General features: G+C 73.8%; 20 protein-coding genes, 1 tRNA gene and 1 pseudogene. 10 read left to right on the top strand and 12 right to left on the bottom strand.

The window, feature by feature from the left end; all coding sequences use genetic code 11:
* Nucleotides 1–93 precede the first annotated feature (93 nt).
* The 7 genes from AB0C76_RS19430 to AB0C76_RS19400 form a co-directional block, all read right to left on the bottom strand.
* A complete protein-coding gene (locus AB0C76_RS19430; protein ID WP_359966507.1) occupies nt 94–1,050 on the bottom strand; it encodes an FHA domain-containing protein in 957 nt (318 codons plus the stop codon).
* A 262-nt stretch (nt 1,051–1,312) separates the two neighbouring features.
* Nucleotides 1,313–2,668 (bottom strand): VWA domain-containing protein, encoded by a 1,356-nt coding sequence (locus AB0C76_RS19425; protein ID WP_359966504.1) that lies wholly within the window; start codon nt 2,666–2,668, stop codon nt 1,313–1,315.
* Between the two features lie 104 nt (nt 2,669–2,772).
* A complete protein-coding gene (locus AB0C76_RS19420) occupies nt 2,773–4,101 on the bottom strand; it encodes a protein phosphatase 2C domain-containing protein (RefSeq protein ID WP_359966501.1) in 1,329 nt (442 codons plus the stop codon).
* Nucleotides 4,102–4,104: 3 nt separating this feature from the next.
* Nucleotides 4,105–6,621 (bottom strand): tetratricopeptide repeat protein, encoded by a 2,517-nt coding sequence (locus AB0C76_RS19415; RefSeq protein ID WP_359966498.1) that lies wholly within the window; start codon nt 6,619–6,621, stop codon nt 4,105–4,107.
* Between the two features lie 5 nt (nt 6,622–6,626).
* A complete protein-coding gene (locus AB0C76_RS19410; protein ID WP_359966495.1) occupies nt 6,627–7,979 on the bottom strand; it encodes a hypothetical protein in 1,353 nt (450 codons plus the stop codon).
* A gap of 215 nt (nt 7,980–8,194) precedes the next feature.
* Complete coding sequence (locus AB0C76_RS19405; protein ID WP_359966492.1) at nt 8,195–9,142, bottom strand: glutamate ABC transporter substrate-binding protein; 948 nt, start codon at nt 9,140–9,142, stop codon at nt 8,195–8,197.
* Between the two features lie 15 nt (nt 9,143–9,157).
* The gene (locus AB0C76_RS19400) at nt 9,158–10,477 is read right to left on the bottom strand and encodes a hypothetical protein (protein ID WP_359966489.1); all 1,320 of its coding nucleotides are present in this window, start codon (nt 10,475–10,477) and stop codon (nt 9,158–9,160) included.
* 473 nt (nt 10,478–10,950) lie between these two features.
* Here AB0C76_RS19400 and AB0C76_RS19395 point away from each other — a divergent pair, with 473 nt between their 5' ends.
* Nucleotides 10,951–11,526 (top strand): nucleosidase, encoded by a 576-nt coding sequence (locus tag AB0C76_RS19395; RefSeq protein ID WP_359966486.1) that lies wholly within the window; start codon nt 10,951–10,953, stop codon nt 11,524–11,526.
* Nucleotides 11,527–11,840: 314 nt separating this feature from the next.
* Entirely contained in the window at nt 11,841–13,043 is a 1,203-nt protein-coding gene (locus AB0C76_RS19390; RefSeq protein ID WP_359966483.1) for an alpha/beta hydrolase, read from the top strand.
* Here the strand turns inward: AB0C76_RS19390 and AB0C76_RS19385 are convergent.
* Nucleotides 13,040–13,201: pseudogene (locus AB0C76_RS19385) on the bottom strand (IS481 family transposase); the annotation flags it as partial. The gene AB0C76_RS19390 and the pseudogene AB0C76_RS19385 sit on opposite strands and share 4 nt — an antisense overlap.
* A gap of 74 nt (nt 13,202–13,275) precedes the next feature.
* Between AB0C76_RS19385 and AB0C76_RS19380 the strand changes: the two are divergent.
* A complete protein-coding gene (locus tag AB0C76_RS19380) occupies nt 13,276–13,794 on the top strand; it encodes a DinB family protein (RefSeq protein WP_359966480.1) in 519 nt (172 codons plus the stop codon).
* A 47-nt stretch (nt 13,795–13,841) separates the two neighbouring features.
* Here AB0C76_RS19380 and AB0C76_RS19375 read toward each other — a convergent pair whose 3' ends face one another.
* Entirely contained in the window at nt 13,842–14,753 is a 912-nt protein-coding gene (locus tag AB0C76_RS19375) for a sigma-70 family RNA polymerase sigma factor (protein WP_359966477.1), read from the bottom strand.
* Nucleotides 14,754–14,855: 102 nt separating this feature from the next.
* Here AB0C76_RS19375 and AB0C76_RS19370 point away from each other — a divergent pair, with 102 nt between their 5' ends.
* Nucleotides 14,856–15,407 (top strand): hypothetical protein, encoded by a 552-nt coding sequence (locus tag AB0C76_RS19370; protein ID WP_359966474.1) that lies wholly within the window; start codon nt 14,856–14,858, stop codon nt 15,405–15,407.
* A gap of 180 nt (nt 15,408–15,587) precedes the next feature.
* The gene (locus AB0C76_RS19365; protein ID WP_359966471.1) at nt 15,588–15,710 is read left to right on the top strand and encodes a hypothetical protein; all 123 of its coding nucleotides are present in this window, start codon (nt 15,588–15,590) and stop codon (nt 15,708–15,710) included.
* Here the strand turns inward: AB0C76_RS19365 and AB0C76_RS19360 are convergent.
* The gene (locus AB0C76_RS19360; protein ID WP_359966468.1) at nt 15,683–16,765 is read right to left on the bottom strand and encodes a hypothetical protein; all 1,083 of its coding nucleotides are present in this window, start codon (nt 16,763–16,765) and stop codon (nt 15,683–15,685) included. The genes AB0C76_RS19365 and AB0C76_RS19360 overlap by 28 nt on opposite strands.
* A 155-nt stretch (nt 16,766–16,920) precedes the next feature.
* On the opposite strand from AB0C76_RS19360, the gene AB0C76_RS19355 reads away from it, so the two are divergent.
* Nucleotides 16,921–17,823 carry an alpha/beta hydrolase gene (locus tag AB0C76_RS19355; protein WP_359966465.1) on the top strand — a complete coding sequence of 301 codons (903 nt, stop codon included), beginning with the start codon at nt 16,921–16,923 and terminating at the stop codon, nt 17,821–17,823.
* A 211-nt stretch (nt 17,824–18,034) separates the two neighbouring features.
* Here AB0C76_RS19355 and AB0C76_RS19350 read toward each other — a convergent pair whose 3' ends face one another.
* Together AB0C76_RS19350 and AB0C76_RS19345 are read right to left on the bottom strand one after the other, a co-directional pair.
* Entirely contained in the window at nt 18,035–18,592 is a 558-nt protein-coding gene (locus AB0C76_RS19350; protein ID WP_359966462.1) for a hypothetical protein, read from the bottom strand.
* Between the two features lie 10 nt (nt 18,593–18,602).
* Nucleotides 18,603–19,040, bottom strand: a complete 438-nt coding sequence (locus tag AB0C76_RS19345; protein ID WP_359966459.1) for an ATP-binding protein — start codon at nt 19,038–19,040, stop codon at nt 18,603–18,605.
* A gap of 109 nt (nt 19,041–19,149) precedes the next feature.
* Here AB0C76_RS19345 and AB0C76_RS19340 point away from each other — a divergent pair, with 109 nt between their 5' ends.
* From AB0C76_RS19340 to AB0C76_RS19325, 4 genes are all read left to right on the top strand, one after another.
* A complete protein-coding gene (locus AB0C76_RS19340) occupies nt 19,150–20,148 on the top strand; it encodes a helix-turn-helix transcriptional regulator (RefSeq protein WP_359966456.1) in 999 nt (332 codons plus the stop codon).
* On the top strand, nt 20,108–20,242 hold the full coding sequence (locus tag AB0C76_RS19335) for a DUF397 domain-containing protein (protein ID WP_359966453.1): 135 nt from the start codon (nt 20,108–20,110) through the stop codon (nt 20,240–20,242). Before AB0C76_RS19340 ends, AB0C76_RS19335 begins: the two co-directional genes overlap by 41 nt.
* A 130-nt stretch (nt 20,243–20,372) precedes the next feature.
* Entirely contained in the window at nt 20,373–21,698 is a 1,326-nt protein-coding gene (locus tag AB0C76_RS19330) for a hypothetical protein (protein WP_359966450.1), read from the top strand.
* Between the two features lie 70 nt (nt 21,699–21,768).
* Nucleotides 21,769–21,852, top strand: a tRNA-Leu gene (locus tag AB0C76_RS19325).
* Nucleotides 21,853–21,891 lie beyond the last annotated feature (39 nt).

The raw sequence follows: 21,891 nt of genomic DNA, 5'->3' as shown, positions 1-21,891 counted from the left end.
ATCGGCGACCAGGGATTTGTGCATTGTTTGAGGAAGCGGGAACACGCAGGGCCGGGCGGATGTTCCAATCCGCCCGGCCCTGTTGACCGTCGGTCAGGCGCGGTGCACGGTGATCGTCGTCCAGGCGCCGATGTGGATCCGGTCGCCGTCGTTCAGCGGCACGGCGACGTGCGGCGCGATCGGCTCGGTGCCGCCGTTCACCGTCGTGCCGTTGGTCGAGTCCTGGTCGACCAGCACCCAGCTGCCGTCCGCCTGCTCGGCGAGCAGCGCGTGCTGGTGCGAGGCGCCCGGGTCCTCCGGCGGCACCGACAGGTCGATCTCCGGGACGGTGCCGCGGTGCTGGCTGCGCCGGCCGATCCGCAGCTGGCCGCGGCCGGTCAGCGGGACGCGGCGCTCGGGGCAGTACGGCGGGAAGAACAGGCCGGCCGCCTCGGGGCCGCTGCGGGCCATCATCTCGGTGAAGTACTCGCGGTCGGCCGCGACCACGGCGATCCAGTTGGTCCGCACCGGCTGCGGCGGGGCGGCCGCGTGCTGCTGCGGATCCGGCTGCGGTGGCATCGGCGGGGCCAGGTTGAACGACGTGCCGAAGTCGCGGTTGCCCGGGTCGGCGTAGACCGGGCCGGAGTCCTCGCGCACCGGGGCCTCCGGGAAGGCGGCCTCGGGGAAGCCGTTCGCAGGCGTGGGCCCTTCCTGCCCGTTGGCGGGCGGGTAGCCGTAGGTGTGCGGCTGCACCGGCGGCTGCGGCTGGGCCGGGGCGTGCTGCTGGGCCGGCGCGTGCTGCTGGACGGGCGGCTGCACCGGTGCCGGCGCCGGGCCGCCGTACGCCGCCGGGATGTTCAGCGGCGCGGGCGCCTGCACGGGCGGGGGCACCGGGGCGTGGCCGGCCGGGCTCTGCCGGCGCGAGGGGGTGGACAGGTCGTAGTCGTACCCGCACTCCTCGCAGAACCGGCCGGTCTGCGGGCTCCGGCAGATCGGGCAGACCGCCAGGCCCTCGGTCATGCCCTGCGGCGCCGACGCGGGCGGGGGCGGCGGCACCGCGCCCGGCGGCATCGGCGCCCCGTACGGTGCACCCCCGTGCTCCGTGTGCCCGGCGGGTGCGCCGGGCGCGGGCGCGGCTCCGTACGCCCCCGGGTGGGCCCCGGGCGGGGCCGGGGGCGGCGGTGTCATCGGAAAGCCGCAGAAGTCGCACCAGTCCTCGGCCTGCGACTCATGGCCCCTCGGGCAGATCGGCATCAGGTCCCCCTCAGTTCGTGCCGGCTTGGGGCGGCGGTCGCGCCGGGCGGCGGCCCGGTCACGTCTTCAGCGGTAACGGTCACTTCTTCACACGTACGGTCTTCGTCGACCGGGTCTCGAGGGTCATCGAGTCGGCCTCGCTCACGTTCTTACGGAACCGAACCGTACCCTCCTTCGCGTCCACGACGTCCACCACCTTCTGGAGCAGCTTGTAGGTGCCCTCGTTCCCGGTCGCGTGGGCGATCCGGACGGCGGCGCCGAGCTTGGCGGTCGCGGTGTCGACGTCCCCGGCGCGGTGCGCCTCCAGGCCCTCCTGGATGGAGGAGGCGAGCTCGGCCTGGCCGGTGTAGTGGGCGACCTGCGGGCTGATCCGGGTGGAGGAGGCGAGGTCGTCCGTCCAGACGGCCTTGACCAGGCCCTGGGAGAGCACCTCGGGGGTGCCGCCGGCGGCCTGCGGGGGCAGCACCAGGCTGACCCGGGCGGCGAGCATCTCGTTGCCGATGGAGGCGGCCGGGACCTCGACGCACACGTGGTAGTCGCGGCTCTCGTCGCCCCAGGAGCCGGTCGGGTAGTCGCCGGCCCGCGGCCCGGCCTCGGCGCGCCGGGCGGTGAGGTCCTCGACGCTCGGGGCGACCTGCTTGACGAACTTGACCGAGGCGTTGGCCGGGGTCCAGATCCGCAGTGCGACGTCGGCGACCTGCTTGCCCATGGCGCCGGCCATCATCGAGCGGAAGTCGTCGGCGAGGCCGGCCGGTTCGGCGACGATGTCGACGGTGCCGAGCAGCGCGGAGGAGATCGTGCGCAGCTCGTCGATCCGCCAGTCGGTGCCGACGCCGCGGCAGTCGGCGGTGAAGTGACCGGTGACGCGCTCGATGTTGCGGGCGAGGTCCTGCGCCGACTCGTGCTCGTTGTTGCCGTCGGTGAGCAGGATGGCGTGCCGGATGGAGATGTCGCGGCGGGTCAGGAAGAGCTTGTCGGCCTTGGCGAGCCAGGTGCCCATGGCGGTGCCGCCGGCCGCGGTGAGGCGGCGCAGGGACTCCTTGGCGTGGTCGCGGGTGGCGGCGGAGGCGATCGCGAGGGTGCCGTCGCCGGGGTAGATGTCGCGGGCCTCGTGGGTGCCGGCGACGACCGCGAAGGCGGTGCCGTCGCGCAGGGCGTCGATGGCGGCGGCGGTGGCCTCGCGGGCGCCGTTGATCTTGCTCTTGGGGTAGTCCATCGAGCCGGAGCAGTCGACCAGGATGACCACGGCGGCGGTGCCGGCGGCCCCCTGCGTCCCGGCGTCGGCGACGCCGAGCGGGCGCCCGCCGGTGGTGCCGCCGCCGGTCGCGGTGACGGTGACGATGGCGTTGACCTCGCGGGCGCCGTCGGCGAGGAACTCGTTCTGGAAGATGTCCACGTCGAACCTGGGCAGGTTCGGCTTAGCCAGTGTTGCCATGGGCCGGTGGCTCCCGTCGGGATGAAGGGTTGATGCGGGATCGGTCGGTGCACCCGCCCGGCGCGCGGGCCGGGCGGGGCGGGTGGGGACGGACCGTCGGGCCGTCAGGCGGTCGGCGGGTGCGGCGGCTGCGGCGGGACGGGCGGCACCCCGGGGGCGCCCGGCGGCCCGGCCGGCGGCGCGGGCGGTGCGGGCGGGGCGGACGGCGCCGGCGGGACCTGCGGCGGCAGCGGGGCGGCCGGGGAGCCGATCACCGGGAGGTCCGGCAGGGTCGGCTCGTAGTCCGGGTCGTCCTCCGGGTCCGGCCGCGCACCGGCCGGGGTGATCACCGGCAGGTCGAGGGCGGTCGGGGTCTGCTCGACCGCCTCGGGGTCCGGCCGGGCGGGCGGGTCGATGGGCAGGACGGCGACGGTGATGTTGTCGTGGCCGCCGGCCGCGACCGCGAACCTGACCAGGGCCTGCGCCGCCGCGAGCGGTTCGGTCCGGGCGTCCGGCCGGACGTAGTAGGCGAGGTCGGTGGCGGCCTCGGCGTAGTTCCAGAGGCCGTCGGTGCAGACCAGCAGCACCCCGGGGACGTGCGGGGTGAAGTCCAGCGTGTGCGGGACGACCTCCTCGGCGTCGGCGCCGAGCCAGCCGGTGATCGCGTGGGCGCGCGGGTCGGCGTAGGCCTCGGCCTCGCCCATGAGACCGGCCTCGACCATCCGGGCCGCCCAGGAGTCGTCCTGGGTGAGCCGGAAGGGCTCGGCGGCGGCCCGGTCGTCCGGGATCCAGTAGGCGCGGGTGTCGCCGACCCAGCCGATGGTGACCCGGCCGCCGGCCGCGATGGCGCTGACGTAGGTGCAGGCGGGCGCGTTGAGGTCGGGCCGGGCGGGCCCGGCGGCGGCCCCGGCGAGGTCGGCGACGGCCTTGGCGGCGTCGGCGATGGCCCGGCGCATCGCGGCGTCCGGGTCGGTGCCGGCCTCCAGGGCGCTGAGCAGCGACTCGGAGGCGGCGTCGACGGCGGTCTCGGAGGCCTGGTCCGGGCGGTCCGAGGAGGAGACGCCGTCGCACACGACGGCGACGACGACGGGCTCGCCGCCGGGCAGCGAGGTCGCGGCGACGGTGAAGGAGTCCTCGTTGCGGTGGTGGCGCACGCCGCGGTCGCTGACCCCGGCGACGCCCGCGAGGGCCTTCTCCATGTGGTCGCGCGGGCGCGGCTGGGCGCCGCCGCAGGCCTCGCAGTAGCCGTCGGCGCCGACCTGCGGCAGGCCGCAGTGGACGCAGACCGGCCCGTGCTGCTGCGCGGGGACGGACTCGGCGCGGGGGGAGGCCCAGCCCGCGGGCATCGCGCCCGGGGCGGGCCGGCTGTCCCGGCCGGTGCCGCAGGCGCCGCAGAAGGCGTCCTCCGGGGCCAGCGGTTCTGAACAGCTCGGGCACACGGTCTGCTGCGGCATCGGCTACACCCACGTCCTGGGGCGGGCGCGGTTGGCCCGTTCCACCATCTCGATCCTGGTCTCGGCCCGGTCGGCCAACCGGGCGAGTACCCGGTAGGACTGTTCCAGGGCGAAGCGCAGTTCCCGCTCGTCGGCGGGTCGTCCCAGCACCGTCGGCCGTCCGTCCTGGCCGGCCCCGGCGGAGCCGGCGGTGACCCAGCCGAGGGCGGCCTGGAGGACCTCGACGGACAGTTCCTCGCGCCGCCGGTCGTCCAGCCGAAGGGCCGTCAGCTGGTCGGAGCCGGCCGCGAGGTCGGCGCCGATCGGCTCGGTCGCGGCGCGCTCGCGCAGCCGGGCGCGGACGGCGGCGATGCGGGCGGCGGTGTACTGGCTGGAGGTGGCCGGGACGGACTCCAGGACGCTGACGGCGTCCGGCCGCATGCCGTCGTCGAGGCGGACCCGGGCGAGGCCGAAGGCGGCGCTGAGGTAGGACTGGTCGGTGGTCCAGACGAGCCGGTAGAACTCGGCCGCGTCGCCGCCGTCGCCGAGCAGTTCGGCGCAGATGGCGAGGGCCAGCTTGGGGGCGCTCTCGCCGGGGAAGGCGTCGTAGACCGCGTCGAAGGCCTCGGCGGCGGCCCGCAGGGAGGCCTCGTCCGGCGTGCCCGTGGTCGCGCCGGCACCTGCGGTGGAGCCGACGAGGGCGGTGAGGCCGCGGTACCAGACGACCCGCCAGTCGTCGGAGTGGTCCTGCTCCAGGGCCGCGAGCGCGGCCAGGGCCTCGCTGTGGCGGCCGAGTTCGAGCAGGGCGCGCAGTTCGCGCAGGCGGCGTTCGGCGGAGTCGGCGGGGGCGCCGGCCAGCGCGGCGAGCGCCTCCTGGGGGTCGGTGGCGAGCAGCGTCGCGAGGAAGCCCGCGTTGGGGTCGCCGGGGTCGACCCGGGGGACGGGCAGCGCGAGGGCGGCGGCGGCCGGGTCGAGCTCGGCCACCCTGAGCTGTCCGGTCTGCTCGGTGGGCAGTACCAACTCGGTGTCGACGACCCGCAGTTCGGGTCCGAACAGGGTGGAGAGTGCGGGCCTGGCCCGGCCGTCCTGGAGGGCCAGGATCTCCCGCAGCACGCCGGTGAGCTGGTCGGCCATCTCCTCGGCGGAGGCGAAGCGGCGGGCCGGGTCGGGGTCGGTGGCGCGCACCAGGAAGCGGTAGTACGACTCGTACGTGGCGAAGACCTCGACGTCCTCGGGGCCGGGCAGCGTGTCGCGGTAGGTGGTGCTGTAGCCCTGGAAGTCGAAGGTGAGCACCGCGAGGGTGCGGGCGACGGTGTAGAGGTCGGAGGCGGGGGAGGGGCCGAGGTTCGCGATCTCGGGGGCCTGGTAGCCGACGGTGCCGTAGATCGGGCCGTCGTGGTCGAGGCGGCAGACCGCGCCCATGTCGATGATCTTGAGCGCGTCGCCGCTCTGGATCACGTTGTCGATCTTGAAGTCGCAGTAGATCAGGCCCCGGGCGTGCAGGTACCCGAGCGCCGGCAGCGCCTCCAGCGCGTACGCGATCGCCACCTCGACGGGCAGCGGCTGGCGCCGGCCGTCCGCGGCGCGGCGGTCGTTGGCGATGTCCTTGAGCGACTTGCCGCCGACGTACTCCATGACGATGTAGCCGTCGGTGGAGCCCGAGCCGATGTCCAGGTGCTCGGCGAAGTTGATGATCCGGACGATGTTCGGGTGGTCCACCTCGGCGAGGAAGCGCCGCTCGGCGACGGCCGCGGCCAGCGCGTCCTCGTCGCCGGTGTTCAGCAGGCCCTTGAGGACGACCCACTTGTCGTTGACCCGGCGGTCCACCGCGAGGTAGATCCAGCCGAGGCCGCCGTGCGCGAGGCAGCCCACGACCTCGTACTGCCCGCCGACGAGGTCCCCGCGGCGCAGCTTGGGCGTGAACGAGTACGGGGTGCCGCACTTGGTGCAGAACCCGTCCGGGCGGCCCGGGCGGCCGTCCTTCTCCCGGCCCACCGGGGCCTCGCACTTGGCGCAGAAGCGCTTGCGCTCGGGCACCTCGGGGTTCTCCAGCACCGCGAGGGACGGGTCGGCCGTCTCCACGGTCGGGACGGTCACCAGGCCGGCGCCGAGCCGGCTGCGGGTGCCCGCGCTGACGCTGCCGCGGGTGCTGCGCACCGAGACCGAGCGGCTGCTGCCGGTGCGGGTCGAGCGGTGCGAGCGGGAGCGGCCGGACATCGAGCGGGAGGAGCCGGTGCGGGCCGAGCGGACGGAGTTGCCGGTGTCCGGGGCGACCCGGGCCGAGGGCACGTACGGCTGGGTGGTGCCGGTGTCGCCGCCGGGCGCGGTGAGGCCGCACTCGTCGCAGTAGCCGTCCGCGTCGATCGTGCCGGAGCAGTCGCGCGGGCAGGGGGAGCCGGGGCCCGCCGCCGCCTTCGGGGGCGCGGCGGCCTTCGCGGAGGTGGTGCCGCCCACCGGGGCCAGCCCGCACTCGTCGCAGTAGCCGTCGGCGTCGATCGTCCCGTTGCCGGTGCAATCCGGCCGTGTGCACGCCTCGCCCATCAACCTCAGCCCCCCTGTACCTGTCCGTCGACCGGCGTCTGGCCGGCCTCCTCGTGTGCGGACTCGGCGTGCGCCGGCCGCAGCGACTGCTGGAAGCGGGCCACCGCGGCGGCCGCCGCCCGCAGGTCGCAGGGCGCGCTCCACAGCAGCCAGCGCGCCTTCTCGTACCGCTCGATCACTTCCGGGTCCTCGGAGACCCGCAGCCGGGCGGCCATCGCCTTGTAGGCGTCCAGCCGGCCGCGCAGTTCCGCCCGCACGGCGAGCGGCTGGGTGACCTCGGTCAGCGACTGGCGGGCGCGGGCCAGCTCCTTGGCGGCCGCGTCCTCCAGCGCGTCCAGCAGCGGTGCCAGCCGGCCCCACTGCCCGGCCTGCCGCAACTCCAGTGCCACGACGATCCGTTCGCGCAGCGCCGAGGCCGGGCCCGGCACCGCGGGGACGTCGCTGGCGGCTATCTTCGCCAGCACCTCGCCGCGCGCCCGGCGGGCCTCGCCGAGCGTCGCGTCGGCCCGCTGGAGCAGGTCGCCCACGCCCTGGAGGCGCTCCTCGGCGTCGTCGCGCAGCCGCAGCAGGTTCTCCAGCTCCAGCCGGACGCCGTCCAGCGCCCGCCCGGCCCGGTCGAAGCGCTCGGTGTCCACCACCCCGGACGGGGAGGCGAACGCGCCGCCCTCCGGCACGGTGCCGCGCTGGGCGGGCACCCGGGCCGGGCGCCACAGCGCCAGCGGGTCGCCGCGCACCTCGGTGCGCAGGGCCGTCAGGTCGGCGTCCAGCCCGGCCAGGTCGTCGCCCAGCGGGTGGGTGGCGGCGTGGACGCCGAGCGAGGCGGCGAGCGTCCGCACCCGCTGCAGTTCGGCGAGCAGGAGGTCGATCCGGGCCGGCAGCGCGGACCACACCGCGTCGGCGGCGCTGACCACCTCCAGGACGGTGGCGTACCAGGAGTTCATCCTGGCCATCAGCGCGTCCAGGCTGACCCGCTCGACCAGCTTGGCGGGCGCGCCGAGCAGCTGCGGGCCGTCCGGCAGCGCGCCGCCCGGGACGGTCACCGCGTCGCCGGTCAACAGCTCGCTCAGCTCGGCGAGTTCGGCCGAGCCCGGCTTGGCCCTGCGGGCCCGCACGGCACGCGCCGAGGCGAGTGCCTCCGAGTACCGGTCGAACAGCGCCCACAGCAGCGGCAGGCCCTTCCCGGCGACGGCCCAGCGCTCCTGAGTCCGCCCGGACAGCTCGGCGCCGTCCAGCAGCCGCAGGCCCGGGTGGTCCTGCAGGGCCAGCAGCGCCGACTCGACCGCGTCGCGCTCCGCGCCGAGGCGCGCGAGCGCGCGGTCCACCTCCTCCCGGCTCAGTACCGGGCCAGCAGATGCCACCGCCGTCCATCCTTCCTTCACCGACCCGGCCCTGACGGGCTGCGGATCTCCCCGTGCACGACGGGTCTCCCCGTGGTGATCGTCCCGAACCCTAGCCGGTGCTCCTTCGGGCGGAGCGGGCGCGGGGCGTCAAGACGGCGTCAACGGCCCGCGTGCGCGCCGTGGGCGCCCGGCGGCCCTCCGGCGCCCCGTCGGCGGGCCGCCGACGGCCGTTCCTAGTGGGCCGTCGCGCCCGGCCAGTAGTGGTCGGCGTCGTTGAGCATGTACGGCTTGAGCCACCGCTCGTACGAGCTGCGCCAGGCGCCGCTCGCGTAGTAGTCGGCCAGTACCTGGTTGACCCGCGCGGTGAGATCGGGGCTGGTCTTGAGCATCGCGACGCCGATGACCTCGGGCTGCGCCTCGCCGTCCACGATCCGCACCGTCTGGTCCTGGGCGGCCTGGCCGGCCGCGAGGCCGTCGTCGGTCATCGTGGCGTCGACCTTGCCGAGCTGCATGAGGACCAGGCAGTCCAGCTGGTTCTCCACCGGGACGACCTGCTTGGCGACCTTCTTGACGTCCTTCAGCACCGTCGCGGCCGTGGAGCCGTTGGCGGCGCACACGGTCTTGTCGGTGATCGCGTCGTCGAGGTTCTTCGCCGGGGACGACCGGGGCACCAGCACCCGCTGGGTGATGTTGAAGTACGGCTTGGAGAAGGCCACCTGCTCCATCCGCTGGCAGTTGACCGTCATGGTGCGGACGATCAGGTCGACCCGGCCCTTCTGGATGGCGTCGACCCGGTCCGCCGTCGCCACGGGCTTGAGCACGACCTTGTTCGGGTCGCCCATGATCGCCGCGCCGATCGCGCGGGCGAGGTCGATGTCGAAGCCCTCGATCTGGCCGGTGTTCGGGTTGCGGGCGCCCCAGCGGAAGCTGTTCTGGTCCACGCCGATCACCAGGCTGTGCCTGGCCTTGACGGCCTTCACCGCCGGGCCGTCCTCGGTGCTCGGCGGGACGCTGCTGTAGATGTCGCAGGGTCCGGCCTGCGCGGCCCGTGGTGACAGCGGTGCCGCCTCCGCCGCCAGCGGCGCGGCGCCGGACGGGCCGCCCCCGCCGAGCACGGCCGCGCAGGACGCCAGCAGCGCCAGCGCCGTCACCGTGCGGGTCCGTACGGTCCCCTTGCGCATGTGTCCGTCCCCCCTCTACCGGTACTCGGCCAGTCGGCGGCCGAGGCCGCGCAGCGCCGCCACCGCGGCCAGCAGGCCGAGGACGGCGACTGCCGCGGCGGTGGTGCGCAGGTCGCCGTCGGTGCCGTCGGCGGCCTTGTGGAACTCCCGCTGCTCGGTGTCGGCGGCCTTCGCGAGCTGCTGGTCGGTCGCGTTGAACGCGGCGTCGGCGGTCTGCGGCGCCTTGGCCGGGTCGGCGGTCACCGTCAGGTCCAGGGCGCCCTGGTAGTCGGCGTCGCCCGTCTCCAGGTTCTTCGCCGCGTCGTGCCGGGAGGCCCACGTGTCGAACTGCTTCGCCGCCTCGCCGACGGTGTCCCGGGCGGAGGCCGGCGCGAGCCGGAACGCCTCCGGCAGCGAGCCGGGGCGGGACTCCTCCGGGGTGCCCGCGGGCACGGCCTGCGACAGGTGCGTCGTCGTCGCGGACCACAGCTCCGCGTACTTGGTGGTCGAACCGCGGGCGACGTAGTGCAGGTTCTCCGCCAGGCGGGCCGTCAGCACGTCCACCCGCGCGGTGTTGAGGGCGCGCAGCGGGGTGGCGCCGAGGCGGTCGCTGTCGTCCAGCGCGGAGCTCGTGGTGGCGCCGGTGACGGCCAGCCAGAGCGCGCCCGCGAGGACGGCGGCGGTGGCGCCCAGCAGGCCGACGTTGAACACCCGGTTGGTGCGGCGGAACAGCACCACCTGCACCCAGACCAGCGCGCCGAGGGTGACCACCCCGAGCGCGTACCCGGCCCAGGGGGCGGACTTCGCCTCCGCGTAGTCGTCCGAGAGCTCCTTGTTCTCGAACGCCGTCAGCTCGCCGGCGGCCGGCAGCAGCACGTTGCGCATCTGGTCCGAGGCGTAGCGCAGGTAGGCGCCGCCGAGCGGGAAGCCCTGCCGGTTGTCCGCCCGCGCGCTCTCCACCAGGCCGGCGTAGACGGGCAGTTGCTGGTTCAGCCGGGCCAGCGATCCCTGTGCGGGGGAGGAGGACGTCGTCCGGGCGGCGGCCTCGGCGATCAGCCGGGCGGCCGTCGAGAGGTCCTGCTCGTAGCGGTCCCGGACGGCCTTCGGCTCGCTGCCCGCGAGCAGGAAGCCGGTGGCCGCGGTGGTGTCCGCGTCCGCGAGCGAGCGGTGGATGTCCGCCGCCGCCTGGCTCAGCGGCTGGCTGTACGACACCACCCGCTCGGCTGCCTGCGCCCGGCTCTCCAGCTGCCACGCGCTCAGCCCCCCGAACGCCACGGTCAGCACCGCCAGCACCGCCCCGGCCAGCCGCAGCCGGCCCGGCGCGGTCCGCGCGGCGCGCGCCAGCCGGGCCTTCACACCGGACGGCGACAGCGCCGACGGCAGCCGCCCCGCCGGCGCCCCGCCCGGCCGTGGCGCCGGGGCGCCGGTCCGGCCCGGCGCCGCCGGCGGACGGTTCGGCCGTGCCGGAACCACGGCGCCCGCCGCGCCGCTACCTCTTGGTGTCGCCACCCGCCTCATCCTCCCCTGGGGCCCGGCCCGTCCTCCGGTGCCCGGCCGATGCCAGCAGTATGGCCGCGACTCCCCCCGGCCACACCCGAGTTGCGCCGATCTTGAGCTTCGCCGTGCACGCTTGGGGCCCGCTGCCTCCGCGAATTCTTCATACGCATTCCCGTACCGACCCCTCGGGCGGAGGCGGGCGGCGACCGCTGCGACGCGGATCGGGGCCCGCGCGGTTCCCGGGCGTCCGGCCCGGGAGCCGGGCCCCGGCCCGTACGTCGTCCGGCCGTCGCCGCCGGGGCTCCCGTGCCCGTGCTCCGTACGATGGGGCCATGCGCCTGCTTGGATCGATCGCCCCCGACCGCCCGCTGCTCGTCGTCGCCGTCCGCGAGGAGGCCGCCCACCTGGACGACCGGCTGCCCGTGCTGCTCACCGGGATAGGGAAGGTCAACGCCGCCGCCGCGCTCGCCACCGTCCTCGCCCGGGGCGAGAAGCCCTCCGAGGTGATCAACCTCGGCACGGCCGGCGCGCTGCGCCCCGGCTGGGAGGGCACCCACCACGTCACCCAGGTGATCCAGCACGACCTCGACTCGCCCGCCCTGCTGGCCCTCACCGGCCGCACCTACGGCCCCCCGCTCGTGGTCGGCAAGGGCGAGGGCCCGATCCTCGCCACCGGTGACCTCTTCGTCTCCGACCCGGGCGCCCGCGACCGCCTCGCCGAGCACGCCGACCTCGTCGACATGGAGGGTTACGCCGTCGCCACCGTCGCCCACCGGGCCGGCCTGCCGGTGCGCCTGGTCAAGCACGTGAGCGACGAGGCCGGCGAGGGCGCCGCCCGCTCGTGGCGCGAGTCGGTCGACGACTGCGCCCGGCACCTCGCGCAGTGGGTCGCGGCGCAGGGCTGGTGACGGCGTTTCGGGTCCGGTCCCGGTCCGGTCCCGGTCCGGTTCCGCCGTGACCAGTGCAGCGCCGCGTTGATCCTGCGGGGGTTCGTGCGGCTTTGGGTGGGCTGCCGTCGTAGGTCCAGCGGTAGGGCTTGGCGTGGTGTTCGTCGTAGGCCGAGACGAAGGTGGCGCTCGACGATGCCGGCGAAGGGAACCCCGGGCCGCACGACATAGTCCCGGCGTATGACTCCGTACATCGCCGGGGCTACCGACGACACCGGAACGTTTACCCCTGCGGGGTGATTCGATACGGAGCTGCGGAACCTAGCGTCGATCCCATGAAACGCAATCGCCGTATCAGCGCTGTCGCGGCGCTGGCGCTCGCCGCCCTCGTCACCGGAACCGGCGCCGGGTTCGCCGCCACGACCACACCGTCGGCCACGCCGGTGGCCACGCACGCGTTCGACGCCGCGCCGGCCACGGCCACGGCCACCGCGCCCACCCGGTCCTTCCACGGCGCGCTCCCCGCGCCGACCGGCCCCTACGCCGCCGGCGAGGACGTCATCCACCTCACCGACGCGAGCCGTCTTGACCCGTGGGTGCCGTCATCCGGCCCCCGCCAACTGGCCGTCACGATGGTCTACCCGGCCGTCCCCGGGACCGGGACTCCGGCCCCTTACATGACGCTCGCCGAGGCAGCCGGAATCGTCCAGCGGCAGAATCTTCCGGCGAGCTCCGGCGTCACCCCACAGACCCTTTCCGGCGTCACCACTCACGCCTTCGACGGCGCGCGGCCGCAGCGCGGCAAGTATCCGCTGGTGGTCCTCTCACCCGCGTACGAGGACCCGCGCATCACGCTCACCTCGCTCGCGACCGACCTGGCCAGTCACGGCTACGTCGTCGCGCTCGTCGGCGACACCTACGCGGACAGCGGCGAGACGCTGGCGAACGGCCAGACGCCGCCGTGCGCGATCTGCGGTGACCCGGCGCGGATCGACTCCATCCCCGCCAGCCGCGCGCTGGACGTGTCCTTCTTGATCGACCAGTTGACGCACGGCGATACCGCGTGGCGCCTGGCCCACCTCATCGACAAGCACGAGATCGGCATGGCCGGACACTCCCTCGGCGGAGCGGCGGCCGCCGACACGATGATCGCCGACCCGCGAGTACGGGCCGGAGTGAACATGGACGGCAGCTTCCACCCGGTCCCGATGCCCGGCCAGATCGACCGGCCGTTCCTCATGCTGGGTACGGCCGACAACCACCCGTTCGGTGGCGGCGACTGGGGGCAGGCCTGGGCCGCCCTCGGCGGCTACAAGAAGTGGCTGACGGTCGCCGGCGCCGACCACTTCAGCTTCAGCGACCTGGACCTGCTTCACGAGCAGGCCGGGTTCCCGACGCCGCCCCTCTCGCCGGAACGCGGGGTGGAGATCACCCGCGAGTACGTGACAGCGTTCTTCGACCAGACGCTGAAGAGGATCCACCGTCCGCTGCTGGACGGCCCCTCGCCGAACGATCCGGAAGTACTCTTCCAGCCCTAGGCGTACTGCCCGGGGACGTCGGTCAACCTGGTGATGGGCGGTTTGCTGCCGACTGCGGTGTGGGGCCGGTGGTGATTGTCGTGATGGAGCCAGGCCGGCAGGGCTTTGCGGCGGGCTGACTCGCGGGCGTGGAAGCGGCCGAAGGCCCAGCCGTCGGCCTCCACCTCGGCGACCCCGCCAGCCGACCGGCAACCCCCGAGGGAGCAACGCGGCGCTGCACTAGGGTGGCGCGGTGACCGAGAACGCCGCGCCCTCCCCGCGCCCCGACGTCCGCCCGCCCGCTGTCAACGCCGACGAGCCGACCACGCTGCTCACCTTCCTCGACTACCTGCGCGAGGCGGTGATCGCCAAGCTCGCCGGGCTCTCGGACGACGACGCCCGCCGCCCCGGGGTCGCCTCCGGGACGAGCCTGCTCTGGCTGCTCCGGCACCTCGCGGTGGTCGAGCACAACTGGTTCGAGTGGGCGTACCGGGGCGTCGGCGAGCAGCCGCTGGAAACGGACGAAGTCCCGCTCGGCGACGCGACGGTGGCCGACGCGATCGCCGCCTACCGGGCCGCGATCGCCCGGTCGAACGCCGTCGCCGCGCAGGTCGGCGCCGACCTCGACCGGCCGGGCGCGCGCACCCTGCGGCCGGACGGCGAGGCGCCGTCGCTGCGCTGGGTGCTCGTCCACATGATCGAGGAGACCGGTCGGCACGCCGGGCACGCGGACATCATCCGCGAGCAGCTGGACGGCGCGATCGGGCGTTGAGGCCGGGTGGGCTCCCGTGAACCGGAGCCCACCCGCCCGCGCCCGTCTCAGTCGAAGAGCGACAGGTCCAGCGCGGCCAGCCGCTCCGGGTCGTTCAGCACGTCGATCGCGACGATCGCGCCCGCGACCACCGTGAACGCCATGACGGACATCGGCTTGCCGTTGGGGCCGATGACCACCGCGCCCGCCGTGCCGTTGACCAGCGCCGGCCGTGCGAACGGCGCCAGCTTGCCCCACAGCACCGCCTGCCCGGCCACCGTCGACGCCCCCGCGAACACCACCGAGTGCCGGGCCCGCACCGCGCCGCCGTCCGAGCGCAGCACGACGTCCGGGTCGAGCACGGCCACCAGCGCTTCGAGGTCGCCCTCGCGCGCGGCCGCGAAGAACGCGTCCACCGCCGCCCGCTGCCGGCTCATGTCCTTGTCCGGCGCGGGCGCCTGCCCCTGCACCTTCCGGCGCGCCCGGCTGGCCAGCTGGCGGGTCGCGGCGGCGGTCCTCTCGATCAGCGGCGCGATCTCCTCGAACGGCACCGCGAACATGTCGTGCAGCACGAACGCGACCCGCTCGGCGGGTGCCAGCGACTCCATCACCACCATCAGCGCCAGGCCGACGGAGTCCGCGAGCATCACCTCCTGCTCCGGGTCGACCACGCCCGCCCGCCCGAGGATCGGATCCGGGATGCGCGGTGCGCCCGCCGTGCCGTCCTCGCCCGTCTCCAGCGGTTCCTCCCGCCGCTGCGCGCGCGAGCGCAGCATGTTCAGGCACACGCGGGAGATCACCGTGGTCAGCCAGGCGCCGAGGTTCGTGACCTCGGCGGTCTCGGTGCGGTCGTAGCGCAGCCACGTCTCCTGGACGGCGTCGTCGGCCTCCGCGATCGAGCCGAGCATCCGGTACGCGACGGCGCGCAGGTGGGGCCGGTGCTCCTCGAACTGGTCGGCTGGTGCGGTCTTCTGATTCACCGTGATTTCCCTCGTCCCCGTTGGCCCGCTGGTTGAAGCTGCAGCACTGGCAACCTAGCCGCTCCCACGGGAACGTCGGCCCCCGGGTCTAGGGTGACCGCCATGACCGCCGTGACCGCCGTGACCGCAGGGACCTCCCTGATCGCCGCCATCCGCGCCAACCCCGCCGCCGAGGACTTCCTCGCGTGGCCGGGCGACTTCAGCCTCGACGCCTACCCGCACGTCGAGGACGTCGTGCTGGCCTCCGGCGAACCGCTCGAACTCCTCGCCAAGGAGGGCGGCGGCGGCACGTACTTCTTCTGCGGGCCGAGCGAGCTGGGCGAGGACCGCCCGGTCCTGTTCGCCGACTCCGAGGGCGGCGCGGCCCTCATGGCGCTGAACCTCCGCGAACTGGTCGAGCTGCTGATCACCGTCCCCTGGTGGCAGGACTGCCGCGCGTTCACGGCGGAGGAGAGCGCGGAGGCCGCCGAGGACTACCTGGAGGACGACCCCGACCTCCCCGCCGACCGCGCCGCCGCCGCCCGAGCCCTCGGCCTCACCCTCCCCACCGAACTCGAAGCCCTCACCCGCCTCCGCGAGACGGCCACCGGCCCCGGCCGCGCCTACGTCCTCCTCAACGCCGTGGAGGGCTGCGCCTACGAGCCGCTGCTCTGAGCCACCGTCTGGCGCGGTCGGCCGGCTCGGTGGCGAACTCCCCCACCGGGGCGGGGAGGGCGGAGCGGGAAGTCGAGCCCGCCGACTTCCCGCTCGGCGCCGATCCGAGTACCCGTGCTCATGCGTCGAGCCCTTCATGTCGCGAGAGTCGGGGCGGACGGGACCGATGGGGGAGGCGGCGTGTTCGGGTGGCGTCGGGTGGGCGGGCTGGTGCTCGTGGCGGAGGCGCGGGCTCGGTTCGGCACCGTGCTCGCGCTCTCGGTGAACGCGACGGGCTACTTCACCGTGGCCAGGAAGGGCTGAGCGGTGATCCCCCGTCTCAGCTGCCGCGGTTCAGCGCGCGGGCCGCGCCGCCCGCGACGGTGGTGGCGAGGGTCCAGCCCGCTACCGTCAGGGCGAGCGCGAGGGCCTTCGTGGTGTGGGCCGGGTCCCAGGCGCCGCGTTGGCCCAGGTTGAGGAAGGGGACGACGAGGTCGGTGGTGTAGAGGAGCGGGTCCCACGAGCGGGTCCCACGCCGGACCGCCGCCGGGGCTGACGGGGCGGGGCGGGCCGGTGAGGGTGAAGTAGGTGGTGCCGGCGGCGATGAGGCCGAGGAGCCAGGCGAGGGCGCGGGCGGGCCGGTAGCCGTAGCCGACGGCGGCGTCGAGGAGGCGGCCCCAGATCCGGCCGGGCCGTCCGAGGGACTGGTAGCGGGCGCGTTCCTTGCGGATGAGGACGTCCCGGGCGGCCTGTTCCTGTCCGGCTGCCCGGTAGGCGGCGGCGACCTGGGCGTGGACGGCCGGGGAGACGGCGGTGACGTGCCCGGCGAGCCAGCCGAGGCGGACCGGGGCGGGGCAGTCGGCGGTGGGTTCGAGGCCGGTGAAGGTGGTGGCCGCGAGGTCGAGGCCACCGTCGAAGCGGGCGTCGAGGAGCCAGAGTTCGTCGTCGACGGTGGCGTCGCGCAGTCCGAACCAGAGGCCGACGCGCAGCCCTTCGCCGTCGATGCCGGGGACGTGGGAGCCGTTGAGGTTCCACCAGGTGATCTGCGCGTAGTCGAGCAGGACGCGTTCGGCGAAGCCGCAGGAGTGGAACTTGGCCGGCACGCCGATCTGCGCGCCGGTGAGGTCGAGCCGGCCGCTGATGCGGGCGCCCATCAGGTCGAGCCGGGGGAGGCGGCCGGGTTCGGGGGCGGGGCCCTGGAGGAGTAATCGGGTCAGCACCTCGGCGCGGACGGTGCGTCGGCGCGGCCAGGCGGCGGAGCGGGCCGGGTCGTCGGCCCGGGTGTCGCCGGTGCGCAGGTCGAGGCGTTCGCCCCGGCGGTAGGCGTGTCGGAGGAGTTGTTCGGTGTCCGTCCAGTTGCGCGGCGGTCGTTCCGCCATGGCCACTCCCCGGATGGTGCGGTGGTCCGATCTTCGGGGAGGGGGCGGAATCGTTCAAGATCCTGTACGAGCGTGTCAGACAAATGTGTTGCACAAGTGTCTGACTCCTGGGTATGGTCATCCCATCAACCGCTCCACAGGGGGAACGAACCACCATGAACGACGCGATCCGCTCCGAGCTCCTCATCGACGGCCGCCGGCTCTCCTACCTCGACTTCGGCGGCGCCGGGCGCCCGCTGCTCGCCCTGCACGGCCACCTCGCGGAGGGCGCCGTCTTCGGGCCGCTCGCCGCCGCACTGGGCCCGGAGTGGCGGGTCATCGCGCCCGACCAGCGCGGGCAGGGCGAGTCGGACCGCGCCGCCGACTACTCGCGGGAGGGCTACCTCGCCGACGTCGAGGCCCTGCTCGACCACCTCGGACTGGAGAGCGTCGTGCTGCTCGGCCACTCGCTCGGCGCCGTCAACGCCTACCAGTTCGCGGCCCGGCACCCCGGGCGCGTGACGGCGATCGTCAACGCCGAGGGCCCGGCCGCGCTCGGGCTGGACGGGAGCCACCCGATGGCCTTCCTGCTCCACCTGCCCTACGACGCCTCCAGTCGGGACGCCCTCGTCACCGCCCTCGGCCCCGCCGCGCCGTACTTCGAGGACCGGCTGCGCGAGAACGCCGACGGCAGCTGGCGCCTGCCCTTCCACCCGCAGGACATGTACGCCTCCGAGGCGGACGTCCACGGAGACCACTGGGCGGACTGGACGGCCACCACCTGCCCGGCCCTGGTGGTGAGCGGTACGCGGGGCGTCATCCCGGCCGAGCAGGTCGCGCGGATGATCGCCCGCCGTCCGGGGACGGTTTTGGCGGAGCTGGACGCGGACCACATGGTGGTCACCGGCGCCGCCGCCGAATTCCAGCGTGTGGTCCGGGAGTTCCTCGACACGGTGTGGCGGGTGGAGGGCGGGGCGGCGGCCTTCAGCTCCGCCGCCCCCGTTGGCCTTTCGGCACCCGGCTCGGGGTTCGTTGAGCCAAACCCCACCTTGGGGTGGACTCAGCGGGCCGCCGGGTGACGGAGGACGAGGTCGGTGGCGGTGGCCCCGTGCTCGTCGACGGCGGCGACGATCACGTGGCCGCCGTCGAGGAGGGCGAGGGGGAGCGGGCGCTGCTGCGCCGGGCGGCCGATCTCGGCGGTCGGCGATCGGGGCTCCCGTTCGGCGACGACATTGCGGAACGCTCTTCCTCCAACGGGCCCTTGGTGACCGGTCGTCGGGGTTCAGTGCATCACCGGGCGACGGCCTCCGCGTGGGCGCGGCAGCGGGCGAGGGCGGGTTTGATGCGGGGGTCGGGTGGGGTCTGGGAGGCGAGGAGTTCACCGGCGGTGACGAGGGCGGACCAGTAGTGGGCCGCGTCGCCGATGCCCGGACGGGGCTGGGTGGCCGCGAGCGAGAGGTAGGCGGCGGTGAGGTTGCCGGTGACGAACCAGCGGGTGAGGCCGTGCTGGTGGCCGGCGCGGAGGGTGCCGAGGGCGTTGACGGCGAGGAGGAACTGGTCGACGACGGCGAGGTCGCGGGCGTCGAGCGGCTTGGGGACGTCGAACACGCCGAGTGCTTCGAGGAGTTCACCGGTGTCGGCCTCGGACCTGGGGTGGGGGTCGGCGAGGAGGGCGTCGTAGCACTCACCGATGCGGCGGGTGGTCTCGTCGGCGGCGATGCCGAGGGCGTGGCAGACGGCGCGGGCCGCGGTGGCGGGCTCACGGGTGCGGCGGGCGAGGGCGGCGTAGGCGTCGGCGGGGGTGGCGCCGGTGTCGAGCAGATGCCGGGCGAGGGTGGAGAGCTGCATCGGGCGGCCTTCAGGCGGTGAGGAGGACGGGAGAGGGGGCGGGCGCGACGAGGACCCAGACGAACTTGCCGATCCCGCCCGCCCGGGGGCAGCAACCCCACTTCTCGGCCAACTCGTTGACGAGGTGCAGGCCACGGCCGTGCTCGTCGGCGGCGGTGGTGGCGAGGAGGGAAGGGCGGCCGGTGCCGGCGTCGTGGACTTCGAGGCGGAGACGGTTGCCGATGAGGGCGAAGCGGACCTCGATCAGGCGGTCGGCGGGCGCGTCGGAGTGCTGGACGGCGTTGCAGAACAGCTCGGAGAGGAGCAGTTCGGCGATGTCGGAGTACCGGTCGCCGAAGGGGAGGGCGGAGAGGTATGCGCGGAGCAGGTGGCGTGCGATGGGGGTGGAGGAGGGGCGGGAGTCGAGGCGCGCGGCGAAGGTGCGGGGGCGGCGGGCGGTTCTGAGCATGGCGAGGCACCTCGGGGGCGGATGGGAGTGAGGGAGGAGCGTGCAATCACGCTGTGCATGCAGATGATTGCGTTCCGGTCTCAATGATCCGGGGTGCGGAGGTACCGTGATGGCCGAAATCTGGTACCGGGCACACGTGTTACATGAGGGGGCCGGCGTGGCACATCGGAGACTCAAGCAGGAGCCGACGGCCAGTTCGGCCGTGATGTTCGGCGAAGAGCTGCGGTTCTATCGAGAGATGGCCGGCTTCACGCAGGAAAAGTTGGGGAAGCTCCTGCACTGCACCCGGACGAATATCACGCGGTTCGAGTCCGGCCAGCGCCGCATGCAGCCTGAAATGGTCGAGCAGGCCGATGTGCTGCTCAACACTGGCGGCGCGCTGATGCGGCTCTGGGCCCGGGTGGACTGGAGCGTGGGGGTCGAGCATCCGGACTGGTTCCAGAGCCATGTCGACATGGAGTCCGAGGCTGTGGCTGCCAGGGCCTTCGAGCTGGGGGTGATGAATGGCCTACTTCAGTGCCGTGAATACGCGGAGGCGGTGTTCGCGGCCAGTGATGCTGAGGGCCAGCCCGATGTCATCGAGGAACGAACTGCGGCTCGACTGGCCAGGCAGAAGCGGTTCCTCGAACCGGGTGGGCCGTTGCTGGTGGCACTCCTGGACGAGAGTGCCATCCGAACCGTCTTCGGCGGACCTGGAGTAATGAGGCGCCAGATGGAGCACCTGCTGACTGTTGCGAAGCTCCCGAACGTGACCATCTATGTGGTGCCGTTCGCACGTCGGCAGACCATCATCGACACGTCAATGGTGTTGCTGGACATGCCGGATGGCCAGACCTGGGTGTACTCGGAGGCTCTTGATCGCGGGCATTCCAGCGATGCGCCGGAGTTCGTGGCGAGGCATCGCCGAAGCTATGATCGGCTGCGCGGAGACTCTCTGTCAGAGGCCGATTCGCTCGCGCTGATCGCCGACGCGCTGGAAGGGTTCAGAGATGACGAAGAACGAGCTCGACGTGATCGTCTGGCGCAAGAGCAGCTACAGCGGCGGTGCCGGCGGCAACTGCATCGAGGTGGCCCTCGAATCCCTTCCCGGCGCCGTCCCGGTGCGTGACTCCAAGGACCCGCAGGGCCCGGCCCTCGTCTTCCCCGTCCCCGCCTGGGAGTCCTTCCTCGCCGCCGTTCGCGCCGGCGACTTCCCGCTCTAAACGGCCAGCCTCGGTCGCACCCGAACGATTTCGATCGGTTCCGGCGTGGTCCTGGTGCGGTGAGTAGTCGAACCGTTACGGTCGATCACTGTGCGCACATGACCTGCTCGCATCGACCGAGGCGGTACCCATGGCACAAGACCCCCGTATCGACGTAGCGCTGACGGCCCTCAAAGAGGGCCAGGCGGAGCCCACCAAGGCCGAGTTGGCGGAGATCGCCGACTCGCTCAAGCCCGGCGTCTGGTTTGCCGGCGAGCTGTCGGGCGAGCGCGGCCGCGACGCCGACGTGGTGTGGGAGCTGACCGGCGCGCCGTACAAGGGGCAGACGGCTACCGGGCAGGCGGCCGTCTACTACGCCAACCCGAAGATCGGCCTGCGGAAGCCCTTCCTCTTCGCGGACGGCTTCAACTACGGCCCGAGCGACCTGCCCGGCCTGTTCGCGTACTTCAACACCGTCGCCGACGGCCGGCCGGGCCTCTTCGACGAGCTGCTGAGCAAGGGCTACGACATCGTCCTGATCGGCTTCACCGAGCGGCACACCCACATCCAGGCCAACGCCGAGGTCGTGATCAACGCCGTCCTCCGCGCCATCGCGGAGCGCGTGGGCGACGAGCGGCTGACCGTCGGTGGGGTGAGCATGGGCGGCATCATCACCCGCTACGCGCTCGCCAAGCTGGAGACCCAGCGGATGGACCACCAGACGGCGACGTACCTCTCCTTCGACTCGCCGCACAACGGCGCCTGGATCCCGCTGGTCCTCCAGCAGATGGCGTACTTCTTCGAGGACTACACCCCGGCCGGTCCGGACGGCGCCAAGCAGGCCGATCTGGTCCGCAGCCCCGCCGCCCAGCAGCTGCTGTGGGCGTGGGTCGAGAACGCCAAGTACTCCGGCCCGGTGGCCACCGCCAGCCCGCTGCGCAAGGAGTTCCTCGACGACCTCGCGCGGGTCGGCAACTTCCCGGTGATCCCGCGCAAGCTCGGCGTCTCCAACGGCCGGCGTGACGGGGTCGGCCTCCCGCTGCCGGTGGGCGAGGTGGCGTTCGACTGGCAGGCGCTGATCGCCAGTGCCACGGCCCGGTTCCAGCCGGACAAGGGCGAGAAGCAGCGGATCGGCGGCATGCACCTCGGCCTCGCCGTGCGCCGCAGCACCGCCACCGAGGTCCCGGCGCTGGACGCCGTGCCCGGCGGCACCCTGGACTCCTTCGGCAAGGTCGCGGACGCGCTCAAGGCGAAGATCACCGAGGACTACCGCAGCGGCACCTTCGTGCCGGCCGTCAGCGCGGCGGCGCTGGACTTCGACCCGGTGCAGTGGGACGTCGACCCGGCCGCCGCGATCACCGACGACGACCTGGACCGCGGCCACCTGGACGCCGTCGAGTTCGACGACGCCAACACCGAGCACAGCCATGTCTCCCGCGTACTGGTCGACTGGATCGTCGCGCAGCTCGCCGACTGACCCTCCGCCCCGTCCGGCCTGGTCCGGAGCACCCGCGCGGATGGGCTACGATATTCCTCATCACCCAGATGCGCGGGTGGCGGAATAGGCAGACGCGCTGGATTCAGGTTCCAGTGCCCGAAAGGGCGTGGGGGTTCAACTCCCCCCTCGCGCACAGCGAACGGCCGGTCGATCTTCGGATCCACCGGCCGTT

The sequence above is a fragment of the Kitasatospora sp. NPDC048722 genome (assembly GCF_040650235.1).
Classification (GTDB): domain Bacteria; phylum Actinomycetota; class Actinomycetes; order Streptomycetales; family Streptomycetaceae; genus Kitasatospora.
This window is presented reverse-complemented; position numbering and strand designations above follow the sequence as displayed.